Origin of the sequence: Marvinbryantia formatexigens DSM 14469 (assembly GCF_025148285.1) — a bacterium.
GTDB classification, from domain to species: domain Bacteria; phylum Bacillota; class Clostridia; order Lachnospirales; family Lachnospiraceae; genus Marvinbryantia; species Marvinbryantia formatexigens.
The window spans coordinates 2,301,146-2,321,365 of record NZ_CP102268.1; the positions used below are offsets into that span (position 1 = coordinate 2,301,146).

The window sequence follows — 20,220 nt, forward strand, 5'->3', positions numbered from 1 at the left end:
ACGGCACTTGTTACTGTTCACGTCGTTCACAGTAACCTTCGCAAATCCATTTAAAATTCGCTCCGCGAATGGGATTTGCTCACACCAGAATCACTTTCTTACGGACTTTGCAGTGAATGCAAAGTCCTAACATGAACAGTAACCGACATTTGGTTCAGTGCCCGCGGGAATAAAGCTGACATCTTGACAAATTGAGAAAAGCACATCATAATTAACTTGAAAGTTATTTACTTAAAAGTTAATTATGATGTGTACATTTAAAACAGAGATTTTATATCCAAATCGGGGAAAGCAATGACCGGCGCGGGAACAGCCGGATGCTCCCCGATTATTTTTTCCATCCAGACCATGTTGTACCACGTCCCGAATTTGTAGCCGCATTTGTAAAATTCCCCGACCAGACGGAATCCGAGATGGGCGTGGAACTGCATACTGTTTCTGTCCAGATGAGCATCAGCCGCATCGTTTTCCGGGCAGCCGATGCAGGCGTTCAGACTGAGAATATTCTGTGCTCTGGAAATTTCTTCAATCTTTGCGTAAAGCATCTTCCCTATCCCCATTTTGCGGCAGTCTTCCCGCAGATAAATGCTGGTCTCCACCGCCCAGTCATAGGCGGCTCTGCCGACAAAAGGACTGGTGTAAGCATATCCAAGCAGCTCTCCGTTTCTCTCCGCGGCGATATAAGGATAGCGCTGCAGGGTCTTCCGGATGCGCTTCTCAAAAGCTTCCGGTGACGGCACGTCATATTCAAAGGAAATTGCTGTTTTTTCCACGTAGGGTGCGTAAATATCTAATAACTGCCGGGCATCTGCCGGTGTGACAGGTCTGATGCGGATATCCTCTGTTTTCATAATCATGAAATCCCTTCTGTATAAAATAATATAAAAACGAATATATTGTAGCAGCAAACCGGGCTATAATGCAATCAAAAATCGGAAAAAGACATAATGTTTAATTTGCCGATAAAATAAAAGCCGTTTGATGTATGACCGTTCATGGTGGAAAATGTCAGATGGTTGTATTCTAATTCCGAAAATCTGCTCAGAAGCTGTTTTATCCATATTTCGTCGTGATGTCGGCAGACTGCGCCTTCCGGTAACTCAAATACACCGTAAATCTCATAAATTTCTTTGAATTTTTCGTATCGTATGAGATTCCGTTCGTCTGTATTTAGTAAAAAATCATTTACGTACAGAATGCCCTGCGGTTTTAATACCCTTTCAATTTCATTTAATAGATGTTCCTGTTCCTCATTGGACTGTATGCAGGTTAATACTGCAAAAAGAATAACAGCGTCAACGCTATTGTCCGGAAGAGTAATAGCATCGTTTCTCATTACCTGCAAATCGAGATACGGAAATTGCTGCTTTCCGCGCTCTATCATAGCGGCTGAAAAATCAAGCCCTGTCAGATTCCGGTAACCGTTGCAGTATAATTCGTTAAGCGTGCGTCCATATCCGCAGCCCACATCAAGAATGTGACTATCTTTTTTTACGAATTTAGCAAAAGCTTTTGCCTGGAATGGGGTGGTAAATTCCTTATCTTTTGCTACACTGTTCCAGTATTCTTCCTGTTTCATTTTTGGTTTCATTGATGTTTGACCTCCTTTTCTTGAATTATAGCGGAATTTATGATAGTCTGATATGAGAAATCTCATACTGTTTAATAGGAGTTGCGTTATGATAATAAAAGATGGCAACGGAGCAAAGAAAAATGACAATTATTATTTCCCTCTATCAGATTTTTTTAGCTTTGATATCCGTCCTTATACTTCAATTATACGATTTGACAGTGAAGAAAATCTTTTGCAGGAAGGGGAAACGCCGCGTTTTTTATATTATCTGACAGAGGGAAGGGCGAAATTATTTCTTTCACATGGAAATGGACGCATTTCGCTCATTAATTTTCTGGACGCGCCATGCTTTATCGGAGAAATGGAATTGTTTGGCGCACAGAAAACTGCAAATGGCGTGACCGCAATTACACCATGTATCTGTTATGCAATCCGGATAAGAGATTGCAAAGAGAGAATATTGAGTGACACAAAATTTTTGCGATGTCTTTGCATGTTATTGAGCCGGAAGGCGGTTGGAAATACCTGTAATTATTCCAAAAATCAATCTTACTCACTGGAAGTCCGGCTGGCAGATTTTATTCTTTTAACATCGTGCAACCGGATGTATCGTGAGAAGCATACGGAAGTGTCTGAATTCCTGGGGGTGACATATCGCCATTTGCTGTATGTATTAGCAGATTTTGTAAAACGGGGATATCTGAAAAAAACAGACAGGGGTTATTTGATTCAGGATATGGATGCGCTCCGGAAGTTAGCGGAAAATATAACGGGCGGGAATACCTGCCGGAAATGAGGAAAATATGGAGAAAAACGAAAAATGGCTGGAATGGGCGGTGGAGCTGCAGAGCATAGCGCAGGCAGGTCTGTTTTATGGAAAAGATGTTTTTGATAAGGAGAGATATGAGCGCATCCGGGAAATCTCCGTGGAAATGCTCAGTTATAAAACGGAAATCCCGCCGGAAAAGGTAAAGGAGCTGTTCTGCTGCGAGACGGGCTATCAGACGCCCAAGCTCGATACGCGCGCGGCGATTTTTGAGGATGATAAAATTCTGCTGGTGAAGGAGAAAAACGGAAAATGGTCGCTGCCAGGCGGCTGGGTGGACGTGAATGTATCCGTGAAGGAAAATATTATAAAGGAAGCAAAGGAAGAGGCGGGGCTGGATGTCTCTGTTGATACCGTGATTGCAGTGCAGGACCGCGAAAAGCATAATCTTCCGGTATACGCTTATAAAATCTGCAAGGTATTTGCGCTCTGCTCCGCCAGAGGCGGTCATTTCCAGGCAAACTCAGAAACCGTGGAGAGCCGTTATTTTGGCAGGGATGAGCTGCCGCCGCTGGCAGAGGACAAAAATAATGAGGAGCAGATACAGATGTGCTTTGAAGCATATCACGCGGAAAACTGGAAAACACAGATAGACTGAGAGGGAGAATAAATGAGACGCAAAGACAGAGAAGTGACGGATTTTGAGGAAATTATAGCGATTATAAAAAAGTGCGATGTGTGCCGCATCGCGCTGAACAACGGCGGTTATCCGTACATTTTGCCGCTCAATTTCGGGCTGGCGGTGCAAGGCGGCAGAGTGGAGCTGTATTTTCATGGCGCGGCGGAGGGCACGAAATATGAGCTGATACAAAAAGACAACCGGGCGGGCTTCGAGATGGACTGCGGGCATGTTCTGCACCTGGGCGAAAATAACTGCAGCTGTACAATGGATTACGAAAGCGTAGTTGGATATGGACATATCGAAATGATTCCGGAGGAAGAAAAATACGACGCGCTGCGGATTCTGATGCAGCATTACCGCGAGGGGGATTTTCCGTTTCAGCCGGCGGTTGTAGCGAAAACAAAAGTGTTTCGGCTGGTCGTTGAGCAGATGACCGGAAAAATCAGAGATAAAAAATGAACTGTAAGGACAAAAATCTCAACACGTTGAGATTTTTGAAAATGCCCGGAATGGAAAAATCAATGGAGACTCTACCCCCTGTCATATTGTTGTTCTGTTACTGGCGGGGAATATGTAAAGCAGAGCTTATAGGGAACTTTTTGCGAAAATATAACAGAAAAAGTTCCCTATATAAAATTGACAATTAGGGAACTTTTTTATAAAATAGAGATGAAAAAATTCCCTGAGAGGTGAGAACATGGCGGAAACGTTTGAGGAAATACAAAACTTATTACAGGAGAAGGCAGATTATCAGGCGCGCCTGAATCTTCTGGCATACGATGGGACACCAGAAGTAAAGGAAACGGCTGGCAAGAAGTATTTATATGTAAGAAAACGTGTGGGAAGTCGTCTTACATCAACTTATGTGGATGTTTATTCCGAAGAGTTATATCAGATGTTACTGAGAAATGCAAGGGAAGCCCGTGAACTGCGAAAAAAAATCCGACAGATTGATAAGCAGTTAGCAAAAATGGGCTATGAGGAAAACGAATTGCCGCCGCGTGTGATAGAAAATCTTGATTTTGCCAGGGCAAATATGAAGGAGAATATCTACAACCAGGCAATTCTGGAGGGCGTGGCTACTTCGTTCCCGCAAACGGAAGAGATTCTGGAAAATGGCAAAGTGTATGGAATGACAGCAACGGATGTACAGAAAATTCTCAATCTGAAACATGCATGGGAATTTATTCTTGATAAAGATGTGATTCAGAGTGAGAGTGATTATTATATTCTCTGCCATATTGCAAAGCTTGTAAATGAAGGCTTTTTTTTGAATGGAGGAAGAATCCGCGGAATTCCGGTAACGATTGGGGGATGTTCATATATACCGCCTGTTCCGATAGAGTCTGTTGTGAAAGAGCGTATTAAAGAAATACTGGCATCCGGTCAGAGCGATATTGATAAGGCGATTGCATTGTGTATGTATTCCATGAAAACACAGATTTTTATAGATGGGAATAAAAGAGCATCTGTGATATACGCCAATCATTATCTGATTGCTCACGGGCAGGGCTTTCTGGTCATTCCGGAGAAGGAAGTGCCGGAGTTTAAAAAGCTGCTGGTTGCTTATTATGAGGGGGAGGATATCTCTGTTATCAGCCGGTTTCTGAAAGAAAAGTGCTGGAAAACATTTTGAATTTAAAAGCAGCAGGAGAGAATATGAACGGGCGGCATGAATGCCGCCCATAATTTTTACTCCGGCATTGCTGACGGATTTACATGTACCATAATGTGCTTGATTTTCGGAAAATTCTGTTCGATATCGTCGTGCACCGCCTCGGCTATTTTGTGCGCCTTCCAGAGCGGATAGGAGCCGTCCACGAGAATTTCAATATCCACGTATATCTTATTGCCGAAAATACGTGTCTGCAGCAAATCCAGTCCCAGCACATTCGGATTTCTCATTACGCAGTCGTGAATCTGCTTTTCTGTCTCATCGTCGCAGGAATGGTCGACCATTTTATCAATCGCGTCTTTGAAAATATCGCAGGCGGCTTTGATGATAAATACAAAGATTACAAGACTGGCGACAGGGTCCATGATGGGGAAGCCAAGTCTTGCCCCGGCGATACCGATGAGCGCTCCGACTGAAGAAAAAGCGTCGGAACGATGATGCCAGGCGTCCGCCATCAGGGCGCTGGAATCAATTTTTTTTGCGTAAAACCGGGTATACCAGAACATCACTTCTTTTACCGCAATGGAAACAACGGCGGCAATCAGCGCCAGAAGACCGGGCGCCTCCAGATTGCTGTAATCACCGCGCAGGATGTCCTGCAGCGCGTTGACACCAATGCCAAGTCCGGTAACGAACAGCACCATAGCAAGAATAATGGCGGCGACGCACTCCATCCGTTCGTGTCCGTAGGGATGCTCCTTGTCGGATTCCTTTGACGCAAGCTTTATGCCGATGATGACAATGACTGTGCTGAATACGTCGGATGCGGAATGAACGGCGTCGCTTATCATAGCGCTGGAATGCGCAAAAATTCCGGCAAACAGCTTAAAAACCGAAAGCAGCGCATTTCCGGCAATCGTCACGGCGGACACCTTGTTGGCAGTTCTCTGAAACTCATTTTCCTGTGTTATTTGATTTTTCTCCATATCAGTTACCTCCTGAAATAAGATAGCTCTATGGCACTAAATATATGTGGGAGTTTTAAAGAATTGCTTCTGAATACAAAAACACCCACGAATCAGTAGTTAGCAACAACTGTCCCGTGGATGAACATTTCCACTGTCACGCATGTGACCCGACTCCATAACGGACTGTTACGGTCTGCTCAGTTTGTACTGTAGATTTATATGCAGTGCAAAGAGTTATGATAGAATAGCATACATATATGCGATTGTCAATATATTTATGGAATTTTTATACTTTCTTAACAGAATGTACTATTATTAATAAATTAATGAAAATTATGATTCTGATTTTGGTAATTTTGCATAAATGCGGTTGACATTGACGAAGTAAAATAATATAATTGCAGCATAAGTAGATAGTTCCAGGTATACAGGTGCCTGCCACAGAAGGCAGGTGAAAAGGGAAACGGGTGAGAATCCCGTACAAAGCCGTTGCTGTATTGGCGTAGTGACTGCAAAAAATATCATTGAGGCAAAAACTTGAGAAGATAAGCAGTCATGAGGATGCCTGAGTCAGAAGACCTGCCTGTATATAACACACGTGACAGCTCCCCGGACCTGGGAGTGTGTATGACCTGTATGCTTCGCAGACAGCGGAGTGAGCATGCTCTGCGTGCTCAGCTGCTTGCGGCGTATGCATGATTTGTATGCTTCGCAGATTGCGGAGTGTGCTTAATTTGTATGTGTGCTCACGAGCATGTTTACTTATGCGAGTAATTCATCACCTCTTTCGCACGGTGCGCACATGTCAGAACCTGCCAGTTCTTTATCTGAGAGCGGCCGTGGAGAGAAATCTGACATGACGAGTGGATTGCCAGAGGAAGTACCTGATTGTGACACAGTCGGGTACTTTTTTGTTTTTATCCGCGGGAACGCGCACGCAGATGCAGAAGAAATATACCGCTTATGCAGGAAACTCTGCAGAGCGGGGCTCTTTCAGGAAGGAGGATTTTTATGTATCGGACGCAGATTTGCGTAAAGACGCTGAAGGTTACGGAATGGATCGCAGAATACTGTCAGCCGGAAACCTTCGTTCCTCTCTGCAGGGAGTGTCCGGAATATCAGAAAAACTGGTCCTGTCCGCCCGGAGTGCCTCCGGTGAAAGAGATTGCGGGAAAGTACCGGTATGTACAGGCGATAGGCCTGAAGGTGATTTATGAGGAACGGGTCAGAAAAGAGGCGCTGACCGCACCTGGGCGTGCGGAGGAGCTGCGTGAGCAGAGCTACGGCGCAGCAAAAAAGAAAATGCTGCAGGCGCTTCTGGCGCTGGAGAAGGTGATTACGCCTTCGCAGACGATTATGGCGGGCTGCTGCGTACTTTGCGGACGCTGTGCCAGAATCGACGGGAAGCCGTGCAGACATCCGGAGGAGATGCGCTATTCCTTTTCCGGGCTGGGGTTTGATCTGGGCAGGATTTCCGGAGAGCTTCTGGAGATGCCGCTTCTGTGGCAGAAGGAGGGACTTCCGGAATATAACGTGGCAATAGCCGCCTTCCTGCATAACTAAGCTATTTTTCATTCCGGCTTATTGACGGATGTGAAGATAGAAAAAAATACAAAGAAAGGAGCAGTTATGGAACAATTTGGAGTCAGAACCAGGATTGTTATGGGCGACGGTCTGGACGCCATGATTGGCAGAATGAAGCGCGTATTCGTCGTAACGGACAGCTTTATGGCAAGCAGCGGCAAGGCGGATTATGTGACAGCCAGACTGGACAAAGCCAGGGTGGAGTACACCGTTTTTTCTGATATTTCCGGAGAACCGGATATCGGGATGGTGACGGCGGGTACCAGCCGGATGCTGGAGTTTGAACCGGATACCGTAATCTGCATGGGCGGAGGCGCAGCCATCGATGCCGCAAAGGCAATCGTATTTGTGGCGCGCAAGGCCGGGGACAGCAAGGCTGTGGAATTTATCGCGATTCCCACGACCAGCGGCACCGGCTCCGAGGTAAGCCGTTTTGCGGTGATTACGGATAAAGACAAGGGCGTCAAGTATCCGCTGGTGGATGACAGTCTTCTTCCCGATGTGGCGCTGCTGGATGCCCGGCTGGTGGAGAGTGCGCCGCCCTCTGTGACGGCGGATACCGGAATCGATGTGTTTACACACGCTGTGGAGGCTTTCGTATCCACAGGAAGAAATGATTTCACGGACGCCTGCGCGGAGAAAGCAATCAAGCTGGTAAACCACTATCTGATGACCGCCTATAAGAATCCGGGAGATTTAAAGGCGCGCCAGGGAATGCACAATGCGTCCTGTCTGGCGGGCATTGCGTTTTCCAACGCAGGACTGGGACTGAATCACGGCATGGCTCACGCGATGGGGGCGCGTTTTCATATTCCCCACGGCAGAGCCAACGGTATTCTGCTTCCCTACGTTATGAGCTTCAATGCGGGCTGCGCCGCGGAAAAGCTGACGCCGACGGCGAAACGGTACGCGCAGATTTCGCGGCTGCTTCGTCTTGATACAAGCAATGTGCGCCAGAGCGCGCTGAATATGATACGCACCGCGCGCAGCTTCATTAAACGGATGAACATGCCGTCTACCATTGAAGCGGCGGGCGTGACAAAGGAGCAGTTTGAGGCCGAGCTGGACGCTATGGCGGCGGCAGCCCTGGCAGACAGCTGTACGGCGTCAAATCCGCAGCCGGTGACGCTGGAGGATATCAAAGCAGTTTACCGGAAAGCCTTTACCGGAAAGCTCCCTTAAAGAAAGGCGGTACAGTATGTCAGAACTACAGGGTAAAGAGCGTATTATACAGGAATTTGTGCCTGGCAAGCAGGTGACGCTGGCGCATGTGATCGCCAATCCGGATAAGGGACTGTATGCAAAGCTTGGACTGATAGACGCGGAGGGAGCCATCGGCATTATGACGATTACACCCAGCGAGGCAGCCATGATTGCGGCGGATGTGGCGACAAAGTCCGCCGATGTAAAAATCGGTTTTGTGGACCGTTTTAACGGCTCTCTGGTGATAACCGGGGATGTGGCGGCGGTGGAGGTGGCGCTGCGGGACGTGATGGATGTCCTCTGCGGCATGATGGGCTTTGCACAGACTACCGTTACCAAGACCTGACGCGGGAGAAAAACCGGCCGGCGCGGTGGATAAAAAGACCGGCAGCCGGGGCAGAAAAAGAACAGGAAACAGACAGAAATGACAGAAGAAATGAAGAAAACAGAGGAGCTGGACCGGAAAAAAAGGGTCATCCTGATTGGACGGTCGACCGCAGGAAAAACAACGCTCTGCCAGAAAATCAATAACGAGGAGCTGAGGTATCACAAAACCCAGACGGTGCAGATTATCAATAAAAATATGATTGATACGCCGGGAGAGTACCTGGAGCGGACCAGCTACCGGGGCGCCCTGGTGGTGACCTCCACGGAAGCGGATGTGATTCTTCTGGTGCAGGACGCCACAGAGGAAGGAACCATGTTCCCTCCCATGTTTAACAGTATGTTTGCCAAACCCTGCGTGGGTGTGGTGACAAAGGCGGACCTGGCGGATGAGGCACAGGTGGAGCGGGCAAAAAAATATTTGAAAAATGCGGGAGCCGGGGAGCTCTATGTCACCAGCGCCGTCACAGGCGAGGGTGTGAAGGAGCTGGTGGATACGCTGCATCTTCTGTAGCTTATGGCAGCAGATAATCATAAGTTTCGTCCGGACATACCGGACGGCACCCGGTATCAGGAGGCTTGGTATGCAGGAAACAATTAAAAGTATAGGCATTGATATCGGTACATCTACCACACAGCTTGTATTCAGCCGGCTGGTGGTGGAAAACGTGGCGGGAAGCTATACGGTGCCCAGGGTGAGCATCGTGGAAAAGGAAGTGTTCTACCGCAGCAGGATTTATTTTACGCCCCTGTGCTCCGCGACGGAAATCGATGCGGAGGCGGTAAAAAAGATTGTCAGCCAGGAATATGAAGCGGCTGGTATGAAGCCGGAGGACCTCTCCACGGGCGCGGTGATTATCACCGGCGAGACGGCAAGAAAAAAGAATGCCAACGAGGTGCTGGCGGCGCTCTCTGATTTTGCGGGAGATTTTGTGGTGGCTACGGCGGGACCGGACCTGGAATCCGTGCTGGCTGCCAGAGGAGCCGGAGCGGATGTGCTCTCGGAGGAGCACCGCACGGTAGTGGCGAACCTGGATATCGGAGGCGGAACCACAAACATTGCGCTTTATGAAAAGGGCGTTCTGCGGGGCACCTGCTGTCTGGATATCGGAGGACGTCTGATAAAGCTCCAGGAGGGGAAAATTTCCTACATTTTTCCCAAAATCGCGGAGCTGGCGAAGCTTCACGGAATCTCCATTGCGGTGGGGGAGCGGGCGGATGAGGAAAAGCTGTACCGGATATGCCGCCTGATGGCGGACGAGCTGGCGAAATCCCTCTATCTGCTTCCGGCGGACGGAGCGCATAAGGGAATGTACACGAACGACGGCTCCATGCTCCCGGAAAAGCCGCGGGCAGCGGCACTGACGTATTCCGGCGGTGTGGCGGACTGTATTTATCACACAGATGATACAGACCCCTTCCGGTACGGCGATATCGGCGTACTTCTGGGAAGGGCGGTGCGGGAAAATGAAAAGCTCTCCGCGCTGGTCCGTTACCAGGCAAAGGAAACCATCCGGGCAACGGTGGTCGGGGCCGGTACCCATGCGACGGACGTCAGCGGCAGCACGATCCGCTACGATAAAAAATATTTACCGATTAAGAATATTCCGGTTCTCAAGGTTTCTGCTGAGGATGAGGAAAATCTTGATACATTTGCAGAGACGATAAGAACGCAGCTTCCCATGTTCCGCAGCGAAGGCGTGCTGGAGTATGTGGCGATTGCGTTTCTGGGTAAGAAGCGTACCGGCTTCCGGGAAATCCAGGAGCTGGCAGACGCGCTGATCAAAGGAGCACAGGAGGTGATAAAGAGCGAATACCCGCTGATCGTGGTGGTGGAAAACGATATCGGCAAGGTTCTTGGAAATGCGCTGGACGTAAAACTCAGGCATGAAAAGCCGGTCATCTGCATCGACCGCATCCACACATCCGGCGGAGATTATATTGACATCGGAGAACCCCTTGTCGGGGGACAGGTACTTCCGGTAGTCAACAAGACACTGGTGTTTAATACTTAGAAAGAGGTGATGGAGAGTGATTTTAAAGACAAAGCTGTTTGGTCATGTCTACGAGTTTAAATCTGTAAGAGAAGTCATGGCAAAGGCAAACGAAGAAAAATCCGGCGATAAACTGGCAGGTATCGCTGCAGAGACCGCAGAGGAGAGAGTTGCGGCAAAATTCGTTCTTTCAAATCTGACGCTGAATGATTTAAGAAACAATCCGGCGGTTCCCTACGAGGAGGACGAGGTTACAAGAATCATCCAGGACGATGTGAACGAGCAGATTTTCAATACCATGAAGAACTGGACCATAGCGGAATTCCGTGAGTGGCTGCTGGATGTAAACACCACGCCGGAAATGATACGCAGAGCGTCCAGAGGACTGACCTCCGAAATCGTGGCGGGCGTTTGCAAGCTGATGAGCAATCTGGACCTGATTTACGCGGCAAAGAAGATGCGCGTATCCGCTCACTGCAATACGACCATCGGTCTGCCGGGAACCTTTTCTTCCCGTCTGCAGCCAAACCACACGACCGACGACCCGAAGGGCATCATTGCTTCCGTTATGGAAGGACTTTCCCTCGGCTGCGGCGATGCGGTTATCGGACTGAATCCGGTGGACGATTCCGTGGAGAGCGTTGCCCGTATTCTGAAGATGTTTGACGAGTTTAAAAATAAATGGGAAGTGCCCACCCAGATCTGTGTACTGGCGCACGTTACCACACAGACAGAAGCGGCACAGCGTTTCGGCGCTCCGCTGGATCTGATGTTCCAGTCAATCGCCGGTTCCCAGAAGGGAAATGAAGCCTTCGGTCTGACAGCGGCAATGCTGGAGGAAGGACGCCAGACGATGCTGACGAATTCCACCGCGACCGGTCCGAACGTTATGTATTTCGAGACAGGACAGGGCTCCGAGCTTTCTTCTGAAGCGCACAACGGATGGGACCAGGTGACGATGGAGGCGCGCTGCTACGGCTTTGCGAAGCGGTTCCAGCCGTTCCTGGTAAATACGGTAGTAGGATTTATCGGACCGGAGTATCTGTATGATTCCAAGCAGGTAACCCGTGCCGGTCTGGAGGACCACTTTATGGGCAAGCTCACCGGTATTCCTATGGGCTGCGACGCCTGCTACACGAACCACATGAAGGCAGACCAGAATGATATCGAAAATCTTGCCACGCTTCTGGTTGCGGCGGGCTGCAACTATATCATGGGCGTGCCGCAGGGCGACGACTGTATGCTGATGTATCAGTGCACCGGTTATCATGAGGCGGCGGCTCTGCGTGAGGTATTCGGTCTTCGTCCGATTAAGGAATTTGACCAGTGGCTGGAGAAGATGGGCTTCTCGGAGAACGGTAAACTGACAAAACTGGCAGGCGACGCGTCTGTATTCATGAAATAAGGAAGGAGGGGACAATTCAATGGAAGCAAAGGATTTAAGAGCGATTATCGAACAGGTATTACAGGAGATGAATGTCTCCCCCGCAGATATGAAGGAAGATGCGCCAGCAGCGGAGGCTGCAGCTTCTGCGCCGGCACCGGCGGCAGAGGGCGGTCTTAAGATTCCGAAAAAAGGGGTAGCGCTGGAGCCCTCCGTTATTGAGGACGGCTGCCTGGAGGATATCACAGAGATTGATATCCGTACCCAGTATCTGGTAGAAAATCCGCAGAATAAGGAAGCTTACGCGGAGCAGAAGTATGCGGCTCCCTGCCGTCTGGGTATCGGAAAAGCAGGAGCAAGATACAGAACACTGCCGCAGCTTGAATTCCGGGCGGCGCATTCCGCGGCGCAGGATGCGGTATTCAACGATGTGGATGAGGACTTTGTAAAGGACCAGGGGCTGTTTATCGTACAGACACAGTGCGACAGCAAGGATACGTACCTGACGCGTCCGGACCTTGGAAGAAAGCTCTCTGCGGAAGCAGTGGAGACCATTAAGGAAAAATGCAAAAAGAATCCGACCGTCCAGATTTATGTATCCGACGGACTTTCCTCGGCGGCGGTGGCAGCCAATATCGGTGATTTGCTTCCCGCTATTATGCAGGGTCTGGAGAGCTACCGGATCGATGTGGGAACGCCCTTCTTTGTAAAATATGGCCGTGTGGGCGTGGAGGATGAAATCAGCGAGCTGCTTGGCGCGGATGTGGTCTGCGTACTGATCGGCGAGAGACCGGGTCTGATCACAGCGACGTCGATGTCCGCCTATATCGCATACAAGGCTACGGTCGGTATGCCGGAGGCAAGACGTACCGTGGTTTCCAATATTCACAGCGCAGGTACCATCCCGGCGGAGGCAGGCGCGCATATCGCCGAGATTATCAAAATTATGCTCGAACGCAAGGTCAGCGGAACAGAGCTGAAACTTTAAGGATTGTTCCGGAAGGAACACAGATTTTAAAATATACGGAGGTATTTATCATGAAAAGAGACCCATTGCCAGCAAAGGTGCTTGCAACCAGACTGATTCCCAATGTTTCCGCAGACCTGGCAAAACAGCTGCAGTTAAGACCGGACCAGAAATCTCTGGCTTTGATCACCGCAGACAGCGATGACGTTACCTATACCGCTCTCGATGAAGCGACAAAGAAAGCGGACTGCGAAGTAGTTTACGCAAAGAGCTTTTACGCAGGCGCGGCGAATGCCAACACAGCGCTTGCCGGTGAGATCATCGGTATTCTGGCGGCGCCGAATCCGGCGGAGGCAAAGGCGGGACTGGAAGCCGCAGTTGATATGATTGAAAATGTGTGCCACTTTGTGTCTGCAAATGACGACGACACCATCTGCTACTATGCACACTGCATTTCCAGAACAGGTTCTTATCTGTCCGCGGGCTGCGGTATTCCGGAAGGAGAGGCAATCGCGTATCTGATCGCACCGCCGCTTGAAGCAATGTATGGAGTAGATGCCGCGCTGAAGGCGGCTGACGTAAAGTGCTGCGTTCTGTATGCGCCGCCTTCTGAGACAAACTTTGGCGGTGCGCTGCTGACCGGAAGCCAGTCTGCGTGCAAGTCTGCCTGCGATGCATTTGCCGCGGCAGTAGAGTCTGTTGCTGACCGTCCGATCGAGTAGCTTCCGGATAGACGGAGGACTGATATATGAAAGCTTTGGGCATGATTGAAACACGGGGGCTGGTAGCCGCCGTCGAGGCGGCGGATGCCATGCTGAAGGCTGCAAATGTGACCCTCACCTGCAAGGAGCAGGTCGGCGGAGGACTGGTGACAGTGATGGTCCGCGGAGATGTGGGCGCTGTAAAAGCAGCGACAGATGCCGGAGCAGCAGCGGCGGAGCGGGTGGGCGAGCTTATCAGCGTCCATGTGATCGCAAGGCCTCATGAAGAGCTGGAGCCTGTGCTGAAAATGCCGGACGGCGAAGGACCGGAACCTGTGCCGGAAGCACTGGAAGCGGAGAAGCCGGAGCCGGAATCCGGAAAGCAAGAGACCGGAACGGTGAAGCCGGAAGCAGAAATCCGGACGGAGGACGCAACGCAGGAGGAGCCTTCTGAGGAGGAGATATCTGCGGAGGATGCTCCTGTGGAATATACGGAAGCCGCCCTCTCGCGGATGCCTGTGGTGAAGCTGCGGGATATTGCCAGAAAGCTGCAGATAGATAATATGACCAGAAAGGAAATCCGGTATGCGAAGAAGCAGGAGCTGATGGAGAAAATTCTGCAGTTTCTGGAGGAAGCAGAAAAAAAGCAGCCAGAGCAGTAGAGAACAGGGAGTAACAGGGCAGCCTGGCTGAACTGTTACAGTAAGGAGACAGGACATTATGAAATTGATTGACAAAGACCTGATGTCTGTACAGGAAGTCCGTGAGCTGGTGGAAGCAGCAAAGGAGGCGCAGCGGGAGCTGACCCGCATGAATCAGGAGCAGGTTGACCGGATCGTCAGGTCAATCGCGGACGCGGGCGTGCGCAACGCAAAACGGCTGGCGCAGATGGCCTGGGAGGACACCGGCTTCGGCGTCGTGGAAGATAAGGTCGTAAAAAATGTATTTGGCAGCCGCGGCGTGTACGAGCATATTAAAGACATGAAAACCATTGGCGAGCTGAGCAGAGACGAGGAAAAGGGACTGCGGGTGATCGCGGTTCCGGTGGGTGTGATCGCGGGACTGATTCCCTCCACAAACCCCACCTCCACGGCGCTTTATAAAGCGGAGATTGCTATTAAAGCCGGAAATGCAATCGTATTTTCGCCGCATCCGACAGCGCTGCGCAGCATTATGGAGACCGTGAAGGTAATCCGGCAGGCTATCGCGGAAGCGGGAGCCAATGAAAATCTGGTTTCCTGCATCAGCATCCCCACGATGGAGGCTACAAATTCGCTGATGCATCACCGGGATATCTCATTGATTTTAGCAACCGGCGGCTCCGCTATGGTGAAAGCGGCATATTCTTCAGGAACGCCCGCTATCGGCGTAGGTCCCGGAAACGGACCGGCGTATCTGGAGAAAACATGTGATCTGCCGCTGGCGGTAAAGAGAATCATGGATTCTGAAACCTTTGACAATGGAACCATCTGCGCATCCGAGCAGTCTGTCATCTGTGATGAGGACATGGCGGAAGCGGTGCAGGCGGAAATGGAGCGCCAGGGGGCTTATTTCCTGGATGAGCAGGAGCGGGAGCAGCTTGGACGCTTTATCCTGAGAGCCAACGGTACCATGAATCCGGAAATCGTAGGAAAGAGCGTAAAGACCATCGCGTCTCTGGCGCATCTGGATAAGGTGCCGGCGGATGCGAGAGTGCTGGTGGCAAGAGAGACCGGCGTGGGCAGGGGACATCCCTACTCCAACGAAAAGCTTGGTCCGATTATGGCGTTTTATACCGGCTCCGATTACGTGGATGTGTGCGAAAAGGTCTGCACCATTCTTCAGTACGAAGGCGCGGGACATACCTTCTCCATGCACACAAATGACGAGAAAATGGTGGACTATTTTGCGAAGAGAGTACCGGCATCCAGAATCATGGTGAATACGCCCAGCGCGCTGGGCGGCATCGGAGCGACCACATCCCTGCAGCCGGCGCTGACACTGGGATGCGGGGCTATCGGCGGAAGCGCCACCTCGGAGAACGTGGGGCCCATGCAGCTTCTGAACCTGCGCTACGTGGCGTACGGGCAGAAGGAGCTGGATGATATCCGCGCGGAGATTCCGGACTGCGAAGACGGCATCTGCCGTGAAGCGGTAGACCTGAGCAAGATTGACATTGATGAGATTGTGAGAAATGTGATTGCCAAAATGAAGGGCTTCTGACCCCGGCATCACAGGATAATAGAAATCACAGGGACAGAGCCGGGAGAGCGCCCGGCTTGGAAAGGAGTATATCATGGCTGTTACACAGGCATTGGGAATGATTGAAACAAAGGGTCTGGTTGCGTCCATCGAGGCGGCGGATGCAATGGTTAAGGCGGCAAACGTAACGCTTATCGGCAAAGTACACGTAGGCGGCGGACTTGTAACCGTAATGGTGCGCGGCGATGTGGGAGCTGTAAAAGCGGCGACCGACGCAGGCGCAGCGGCGGCGGAGCGCGTAGGCGAGCTGATTTCCGTACACGTAATTCCGAGACCGCATGAGGAAGTGGAGTTTATCCTCCCGACATTGAAGTAGACAGAGATGCCCGCTGATGCGGGCGCAGGCATACAAAAAAGCGCTCCGGGCGCGGAAATGAGGTAGAAAATGGCTATTACACAGGCACTGGGAATGATTGAAACAAAAGGACTGGTAGCTTCCATTGAGGCAGCGGATGCGATGGTCAAGGCGGCAAACGTAACGCTTATCGGCAAGGAGCACGTGGGCGGCGGACTTGTAACCGTAATGGTGCGCGGCGATGTGGGAGCTGTAAAGGCAGCTACGGACGCAGGCGCGGCGGCGGCAGAGCGTGTAGGAGAGCTGATTTCCGTACACGTAATTCCGAGACCGCACGAGGAAGTAGAATTTATCCTTCCGTCTCTGGAGAAATAAGGCTGCCGTGGCCGCAGAGCCATGCGGTCTGAGACAGGCAAAGAAAAAGGCGCAGCCTCCGCGCATTGCGGATAAGATGGCGGAGAGCGGCGCCGGAAACCAGGGAAGGGGGATACAGCGTGAAAGCAATCACGGAAGAAATCCTTCGCTATGAACTTCGAAACAGCCAGCCGGAAGTATATATTATTCCCAAGGGAAAGATACTGACACCGGCGGCGAGAGAATATCTTCAGCAGCGCAAAATCCGCTTTGAAAAAGAAGGCGGAGATACCGGCAGATACCAGATGAAGACTCCGGTGAAGAAGGAAGAGGCGCCGTCCGCGGATAAGCCGAGGGTGGTGGCGACAGAGGTGCCGCCGCCTAAAAAGGTGGAGGTCCCCGGACAGGAGAACGGGCAGCCCAGACCGAAATATGTGGATTATGAGACGGGAGCATTTTATTATGACAAGCCGGAGCATATGACGCAGCTTTCCGGAAATATGCTGGTCTGCAAGGACCATCCGCGGATTCTGTTCCGCGGAAAGCTGGATTCCCTGCAGGCGTCGGTGGTGCTGGCGCAGGCGATGATAAAGGCGGGCGGCGGCAGCCAGGCGCTGCTTGAGGATCTGGGAGATATACTGAAGGACCTCAGGGAAATGATGCGGTGCGATGTACTGGATGAAAAGATGAGGACAGAAACCATCATCGGACTCACCCATAAGGAGCTTCGCGAGCATTCACACAATCCCATGAAATATTACAGTATTAAACAGATGATTCTTCCGGACTACACAATGGGCACAGAGTACGCCATACTGAATAAGCTGCGCACGGCGGTCCGTGAGACGGAAGTGGCGGCGTGCACCGCTTTTCATGTGGACAAGAAATATATCAGAAACGACATCATAGAGGAGCTGAACCGCCTGTCGAGCGCGCTGCATATCATGATGTGCAAATATCTGGCAGGACAGTACGGCGCATAGAGGGCAACAGGGAAGCCGGGCTGAACTGCTGCCATAGAAGCGGAGGAAACGGATGAAAGATATTGTGACGGCGGTGGTGGATGCCATCCATATGGCAGGATTTGTGGAAATCGAGGTGTCCGCGAAACACGTACATCTGACGGAACAGGATGTGGAGGTGCTCTTCGGCAGGGGGGCTTCTCTTGAGCCGGTACGTCCGCTGTCCCAGCCGGGACAGTTCCTTTCCGGCCAGCGCGTGAAGCTGATCGGACCGAAGGGAACGATGGAGCGCGTGGCGGTCCTGGGTCCGGCGCGCAGCGCTACGCAGGTGGAGCTTTCCAAAAGCGACTGTGTGGCACTGGGCGTGAAGGCTCCCAAGCGGGAGTCGGGAGACCTGGCGGGCTCCGGTTCTGTTACGATTGAGGGACCCTGCGGAACGCTGGAGGTAAAGGAGGGCGTGATTATCGCCCACAACCACATCCATGTGACGGAGGCGGATTCCAGGAGACTGAAGCTGAAGGATAAGGAACGGGTTTCTGTGGAGGTTTACAGCGAACGTCCGGTGATTTTTAACGACGTGATTATCCGCGTCAGCAAAAATTTTTCCTGCAGGATGCATATCGACTTTGACGAGGCGAATGCAGCCGGTGTGCAGGGCTTTACACTGGGACGCATTGTGCGGAAGGTGGAAGCGGAAGGAATCGGACGAAGCATTTTATAGAAAATGATTGCGAGAGTACGAAGTACGGAGCAATCCGGTATCACAGGGGTCAAAATACCTTTTGACCCCATCATCAGAAAATAAAAGGAGCAAGAATATATGATGGACCTGCAGCGTGTCAACGAGTATATGAGCAGAGTGGAGGAATCTGAGAAAAAGGTTCTGCCCCATGCCGGGCGTCTGAAAACCGGGCTGGACCTTGGAACGGCATACATCGTACTGGTGGTGCTGGACGAGGAAAATCAGCCGGTGGCGTGCGAGAAGAAGGCGGCGGATGTTCTGCGGGACGGCGTAGTGGTAGATTACAGCGGCGCCTGCCGGATAGTAAAGGAGCTGAAGGACCGGCTTGAGGAGCGGCTGGGAGAGGAACTGACGGACTGTGCGATCGCCATGCCCGCCGGTACGGAATCCAGCGTGCAGACACACCGCTACGTGGCGGAGTCGGCAGGCTTTGAGGTTACGAATGTGCTGGATGAGCCGACGGCTGCCAATGCTGTTTATCAGATATCCGACGGCGTAGTGGTGGATATCGGCGGAGGAACCACGGGACTGGCGATGTTCCATGACGGAAAGGTCGTGCAGATTGAGGATGAACCGACCGGAGGTACACATCTTTCGCTGGTACTGGCGGGGAATTATCATATATCCTTTGCGGAAGCAGAGACGATTAAGCAGGATTATGCCAGACATAAGGAGATTTTGCCGGTGGTGCGGCCAGTGATTGAAAAGATGGCGACGATTGTGAAAAAATACATTGACCCGTCCCGGACGGATACCATCTATCTGTGCGGCGGAACCACCTGCCTGACAGGAATCGAGACGGTTTTTGAGAAGGTGACGGGCATCCGCACTGTCAAGCCGGACAATCCTTTCCTGGTAACGCCTGCGGGAATCGCGATGAATTGTATCCTTTCTGAATAAGCTGGGCTGTTATAGACAAAGAAACCGGGAACAGAGCCGGAGGCGGTTTACTTCAGGAGAAAGGAGATAACGTGGAAAAGAAAGAAATGATCGCGCAGATTGTTGCCCGTGTGGCGGACAGGCTGGCGCAGGCGGGAGAGAGCGTGACGGCGGAGCAGATAGCGGAGGCGCTGGCGGAAATAGATAAGCTGCCGGGGCTGCTGATACTGACGCAGGAGCACGGCTGCGACTGCCATAAGCTGCTGGAGAGCAGCCGGATAAAAGAAAAATACCGGACCAGCTGCGCTTTGCTGCAGGAGTATCAGGTGGATATGGACAGCATCGATACGGTGGTTCTGTTTAACCTGACGACGGAAGCGATGTGCAAAATTGCGTCCGGAATTACGGATACGCCCTACACAAAGCTGGCGGCGGAGGCGCTGCTGTCGGGGAAAAAGCTTTATGCCGCACAGGAGGAAGTGGAGCTTTGCCGGTATCCGGCGGGCGCCCCTGGCTCTTACCGGTGCATGATGCAGACAAAGCTGGATAAGCTGGTGTCCTGGGGACTGAAAATCTGTCCTGCAGGGAAGCTTGAGGACTGCATTCTGGGAGAAAGCGCTTTGGCGGCGGAGGCTCTGAAGGAGAACATCCCGGCAGAAAAAGCTCCTGAGGGGGCTCCTGCTGCGGAGAATCCGAAAGAAAGTGCTCCGGCAGAGGGCGGGGCGGAAAAAGAAATTACCTTCTGTAAAAGAGTGATTACCGAGCGGGATGTCATTGAGGCGAACCGGAACAATGTGAAGGTGATCCGCGTCACGGAAAGGAATATCGTGACGGCGCTGGCGCGGGATGCCGCGGCGGCAGGAAATATCCGTCTGGTAAAAGAGTAAAATGTGAAAAAAGTTACTGTCCGGTGCAGAACAGTAACC

The 20,220-nt window shown here is 51.2% G+C and carries 22 protein-coding genes, 1 pseudogene and 2 riboswitches; of the genes and pseudogenes, 20 read left to right on the forward strand and 3 right to left on the reverse strand.

The window, feature by feature from the left end; translation table 11 throughout:
• Window positions 1-257: 257 nt before the first annotated feature.
• Together NQ534_RS10935 and NQ534_RS10940 are read right to left on the reverse strand one after the other, a co-directional pair.
• On the reverse strand, window positions 258-857 hold the full coding sequence (locus tag NQ534_RS10935; RefSeq protein WP_006861982.1) for a GNAT family N-acetyltransferase: 600 nt from the start codon (window positions 855-857) through the stop codon (window positions 258-260).
• A gap of 68 nt (window positions 858-925) precedes the next feature.
• On the reverse strand, window positions 926-1,591 hold the full coding sequence (locus NQ534_RS10940) for a class I SAM-dependent methyltransferase (RefSeq protein WP_006861981.1): 666 nt from the start codon (window positions 1,589-1,591) through the stop codon (window positions 926-928).
• Between the two features lie 88 nt (window positions 1,592-1,679).
• Between NQ534_RS10940 and NQ534_RS10945 the strand changes: the two genes are divergently transcribed.
• From NQ534_RS10945 to NQ534_RS10960, 4 genes are all read left to right on the forward strand, one after another.
• Window positions 1,680-2,369: a transcriptional regulator YeiL gene (locus tag NQ534_RS10945; RefSeq protein ID WP_006861980.1), complete on the forward strand. Its 690-nt coding sequence runs from the start codon at window positions 1,680-1,682 to the stop codon at window positions 2,367-2,369.
• A 7-nt stretch (window positions 2,370-2,376) separates the two neighbouring features.
• A complete protein-coding gene (locus NQ534_RS10950) occupies window positions 2,377-2,997 on the forward strand; it encodes an NUDIX hydrolase N-terminal domain-containing protein (RefSeq protein WP_006861979.1) in 621 nt (206 codons plus the stop codon).
• Between the two features lie 12 nt (window positions 2,998-3,009).
• Window positions 3,010-3,480 carry a pyridoxamine 5'-phosphate oxidase family protein gene (locus tag NQ534_RS10955; protein ID WP_006861978.1) on the forward strand — a complete coding sequence of 157 codons (471 nt, stop codon included), beginning with the start codon at window positions 3,010-3,012 and terminating at the stop codon, window positions 3,478-3,480.
• Window positions 3,481-3,718: 238 nt separating this feature from the next.
• On the forward strand, window positions 3,719-4,657 hold the full coding sequence (locus NQ534_RS10960; RefSeq protein WP_006861976.1) for a DUF6788 family protein: 939 nt from the start codon (window positions 3,719-3,721) through the stop codon (window positions 4,655-4,657).
• 56 nt (window positions 4,658-4,713) lie between these two features.
• Here NQ534_RS10960 and NQ534_RS10965 read toward each other — a convergent pair whose 3' ends face one another.
• Window positions 4,714-5,622, reverse strand: coding sequence for a cation diffusion facilitator family transporter (locus NQ534_RS10965; protein WP_006861975.1), 909 nt, complete (start codon window positions 5,620-5,622; stop codon window positions 4,714-4,716).
• 107 nt (window positions 5,623-5,729) lie between these two features.
• A riboswitch (NiCo riboswitch) is annotated at window positions 5,730-5,815 on the reverse strand.
• A 201-nt stretch (window positions 5,816-6,016) separates the two neighbouring features.
• Window positions 6,017-6,205, forward strand: a riboswitch (cobalamin riboswitch).
• Between the two features lie 410 nt (window positions 6,206-6,615).
• Here NQ534_RS10965 and NQ534_RS10970 point away from each other — a divergent pair.
• The 16 genes and pseudogenes from NQ534_RS10970 to NQ534_RS11045 all read left to right on the forward strand — a co-directional run bounded on the left by NQ534_RS10970 (window position 6,616) and on the right by NQ534_RS11045 (window position 20,181).
• Window positions 6,616-7,167, forward strand: coding sequence for a DUF2284 domain-containing protein (locus NQ534_RS10970; protein WP_040783233.1), 552 nt, complete (start codon window positions 6,616-6,618; stop codon window positions 7,165-7,167).
• Between the two features lie 66 nt (window positions 7,168-7,233).
• Window positions 7,234-8,370 carry a 1-propanol dehydrogenase PduQ gene (locus tag NQ534_RS10975; RefSeq protein ID WP_040783230.1) on the forward strand — a complete coding sequence of 379 codons (1,137 nt, stop codon included), beginning with the start codon at window positions 7,234-7,236 and terminating at the stop codon, window positions 8,368-8,370.
• A 16-nt stretch (window positions 8,371-8,386) separates the two neighbouring features.
• The gene (gene eutS, locus NQ534_RS10980) at window positions 8,387-8,737 is read left to right on the forward strand and encodes an ethanolamine utilization microcompartment protein EutS (protein WP_006861972.1); all 351 of its coding nucleotides are present in this window, start codon (window positions 8,387-8,389) and stop codon (window positions 8,735-8,737) included.
• A 78-nt stretch (window positions 8,738-8,815) separates the two neighbouring features.
• Window positions 8,816-9,289 carry a EutP/PduV family microcompartment system protein gene (locus tag NQ534_RS10985; RefSeq protein ID WP_006861971.1) on the forward strand — a complete coding sequence of 158 codons (474 nt, stop codon included), beginning with the start codon at window positions 8,816-8,818 and terminating at the stop codon, window positions 9,287-9,289.
• A gap of 70 nt (window positions 9,290-9,359) precedes the next feature.
• Window positions 9,360-10,790, forward strand: a complete 1,431-nt coding sequence (eutA, locus tag NQ534_RS10990; protein ID WP_006861970.1) for an ethanolamine ammonia-lyase reactivating factor EutA — start codon at window positions 9,360-9,362, stop codon at window positions 10,788-10,790.
• Between the two features lie 16 nt (window positions 10,791-10,806).
• The gene (locus tag NQ534_RS10995) at window positions 10,807-12,174 is read left to right on the forward strand and encodes an ethanolamine ammonia-lyase subunit EutB (RefSeq protein WP_006861969.1); all 1,368 of its coding nucleotides are present in this window, start codon (window positions 10,807-10,809) and stop codon (window positions 12,172-12,174) included.
• 19 nt (window positions 12,175-12,193) lie between these two features.
• Window positions 12,194-13,141 carry an ethanolamine ammonia-lyase subunit EutC gene (eutC, locus tag NQ534_RS11000; protein WP_006861968.1) on the forward strand — a complete coding sequence of 316 codons (948 nt, stop codon included), beginning with the start codon at window positions 12,194-12,196 and terminating at the stop codon, window positions 13,139-13,141.
• Between the two features lie 50 nt (window positions 13,142-13,191).
• Window positions 13,192-13,842 (forward strand): ethanolamine utilization microcompartment protein EutL, encoded by a 651-nt coding sequence (eutL, locus tag NQ534_RS11005; RefSeq protein ID WP_006861967.1) that lies wholly within the window; start codon window positions 13,192-13,194, stop codon window positions 13,840-13,842.
• A 26-nt stretch (window positions 13,843-13,868) separates the two neighbouring features.
• Window positions 13,869-14,126, forward strand: a pseudogene (locus NQ534_RS21740) (BMC domain-containing protein); the annotation flags it as partial.
• 415 nt (window positions 14,127-14,541) lie between these two features.
• On the forward strand, window positions 14,542-16,023 hold the full coding sequence (locus tag NQ534_RS11015) for an acetaldehyde dehydrogenase (acetylating) (RefSeq protein ID WP_006861965.1): 1,482 nt from the start codon (window positions 14,542-14,544) through the stop codon (window positions 16,021-16,023).
• A 73-nt stretch (window positions 16,024-16,096) separates the two neighbouring features.
• A complete protein-coding gene (locus NQ534_RS11020; RefSeq protein WP_006861964.1) occupies window positions 16,097-16,378 on the forward strand; it encodes a BMC domain-containing protein in 282 nt (93 codons plus the stop codon).
• Between the two features lie 69 nt (window positions 16,379-16,447).
• On the forward strand, window positions 16,448-16,732 hold the full coding sequence (gene eutM / locus NQ534_RS11025) for an ethanolamine utilization microcompartment protein EutM (protein WP_006861963.1): 285 nt from the start codon (window positions 16,448-16,450) through the stop codon (window positions 16,730-16,732).
• A gap of 119 nt (window positions 16,733-16,851) precedes the next feature.
• Entirely contained in the window at window positions 16,852-17,694 is an 843-nt protein-coding gene (locus NQ534_RS11030) for a cobalamin adenosyltransferase family protein (protein ID WP_006861962.1), read from the forward strand.
• A 52-nt stretch (window positions 17,695-17,746) separates the two neighbouring features.
• Window positions 17,747-18,394: a phosphate propanoyltransferase gene (gene pduL / locus NQ534_RS11035; protein ID WP_006861961.1), complete on the forward strand. Its 648-nt coding sequence runs from the start codon at window positions 17,747-17,749 to the stop codon at window positions 18,392-18,394.
• A 99-nt stretch (window positions 18,395-18,493) separates the two neighbouring features.
• Entirely contained in the window at window positions 18,494-19,315 is an 822-nt protein-coding gene (gene eutJ, locus NQ534_RS11040; protein ID WP_006861960.1) for an ethanolamine utilization protein EutJ, read from the forward strand.
• 71 nt (window positions 19,316-19,386) lie between these two features.
• Window positions 19,387-20,181, forward strand: coding sequence for a hypothetical protein (locus NQ534_RS11045; protein WP_006861959.1), 795 nt, complete (start codon window positions 19,387-19,389; stop codon window positions 20,179-20,181).
• Window positions 20,182-20,220 lie beyond the last annotated feature (39 nt).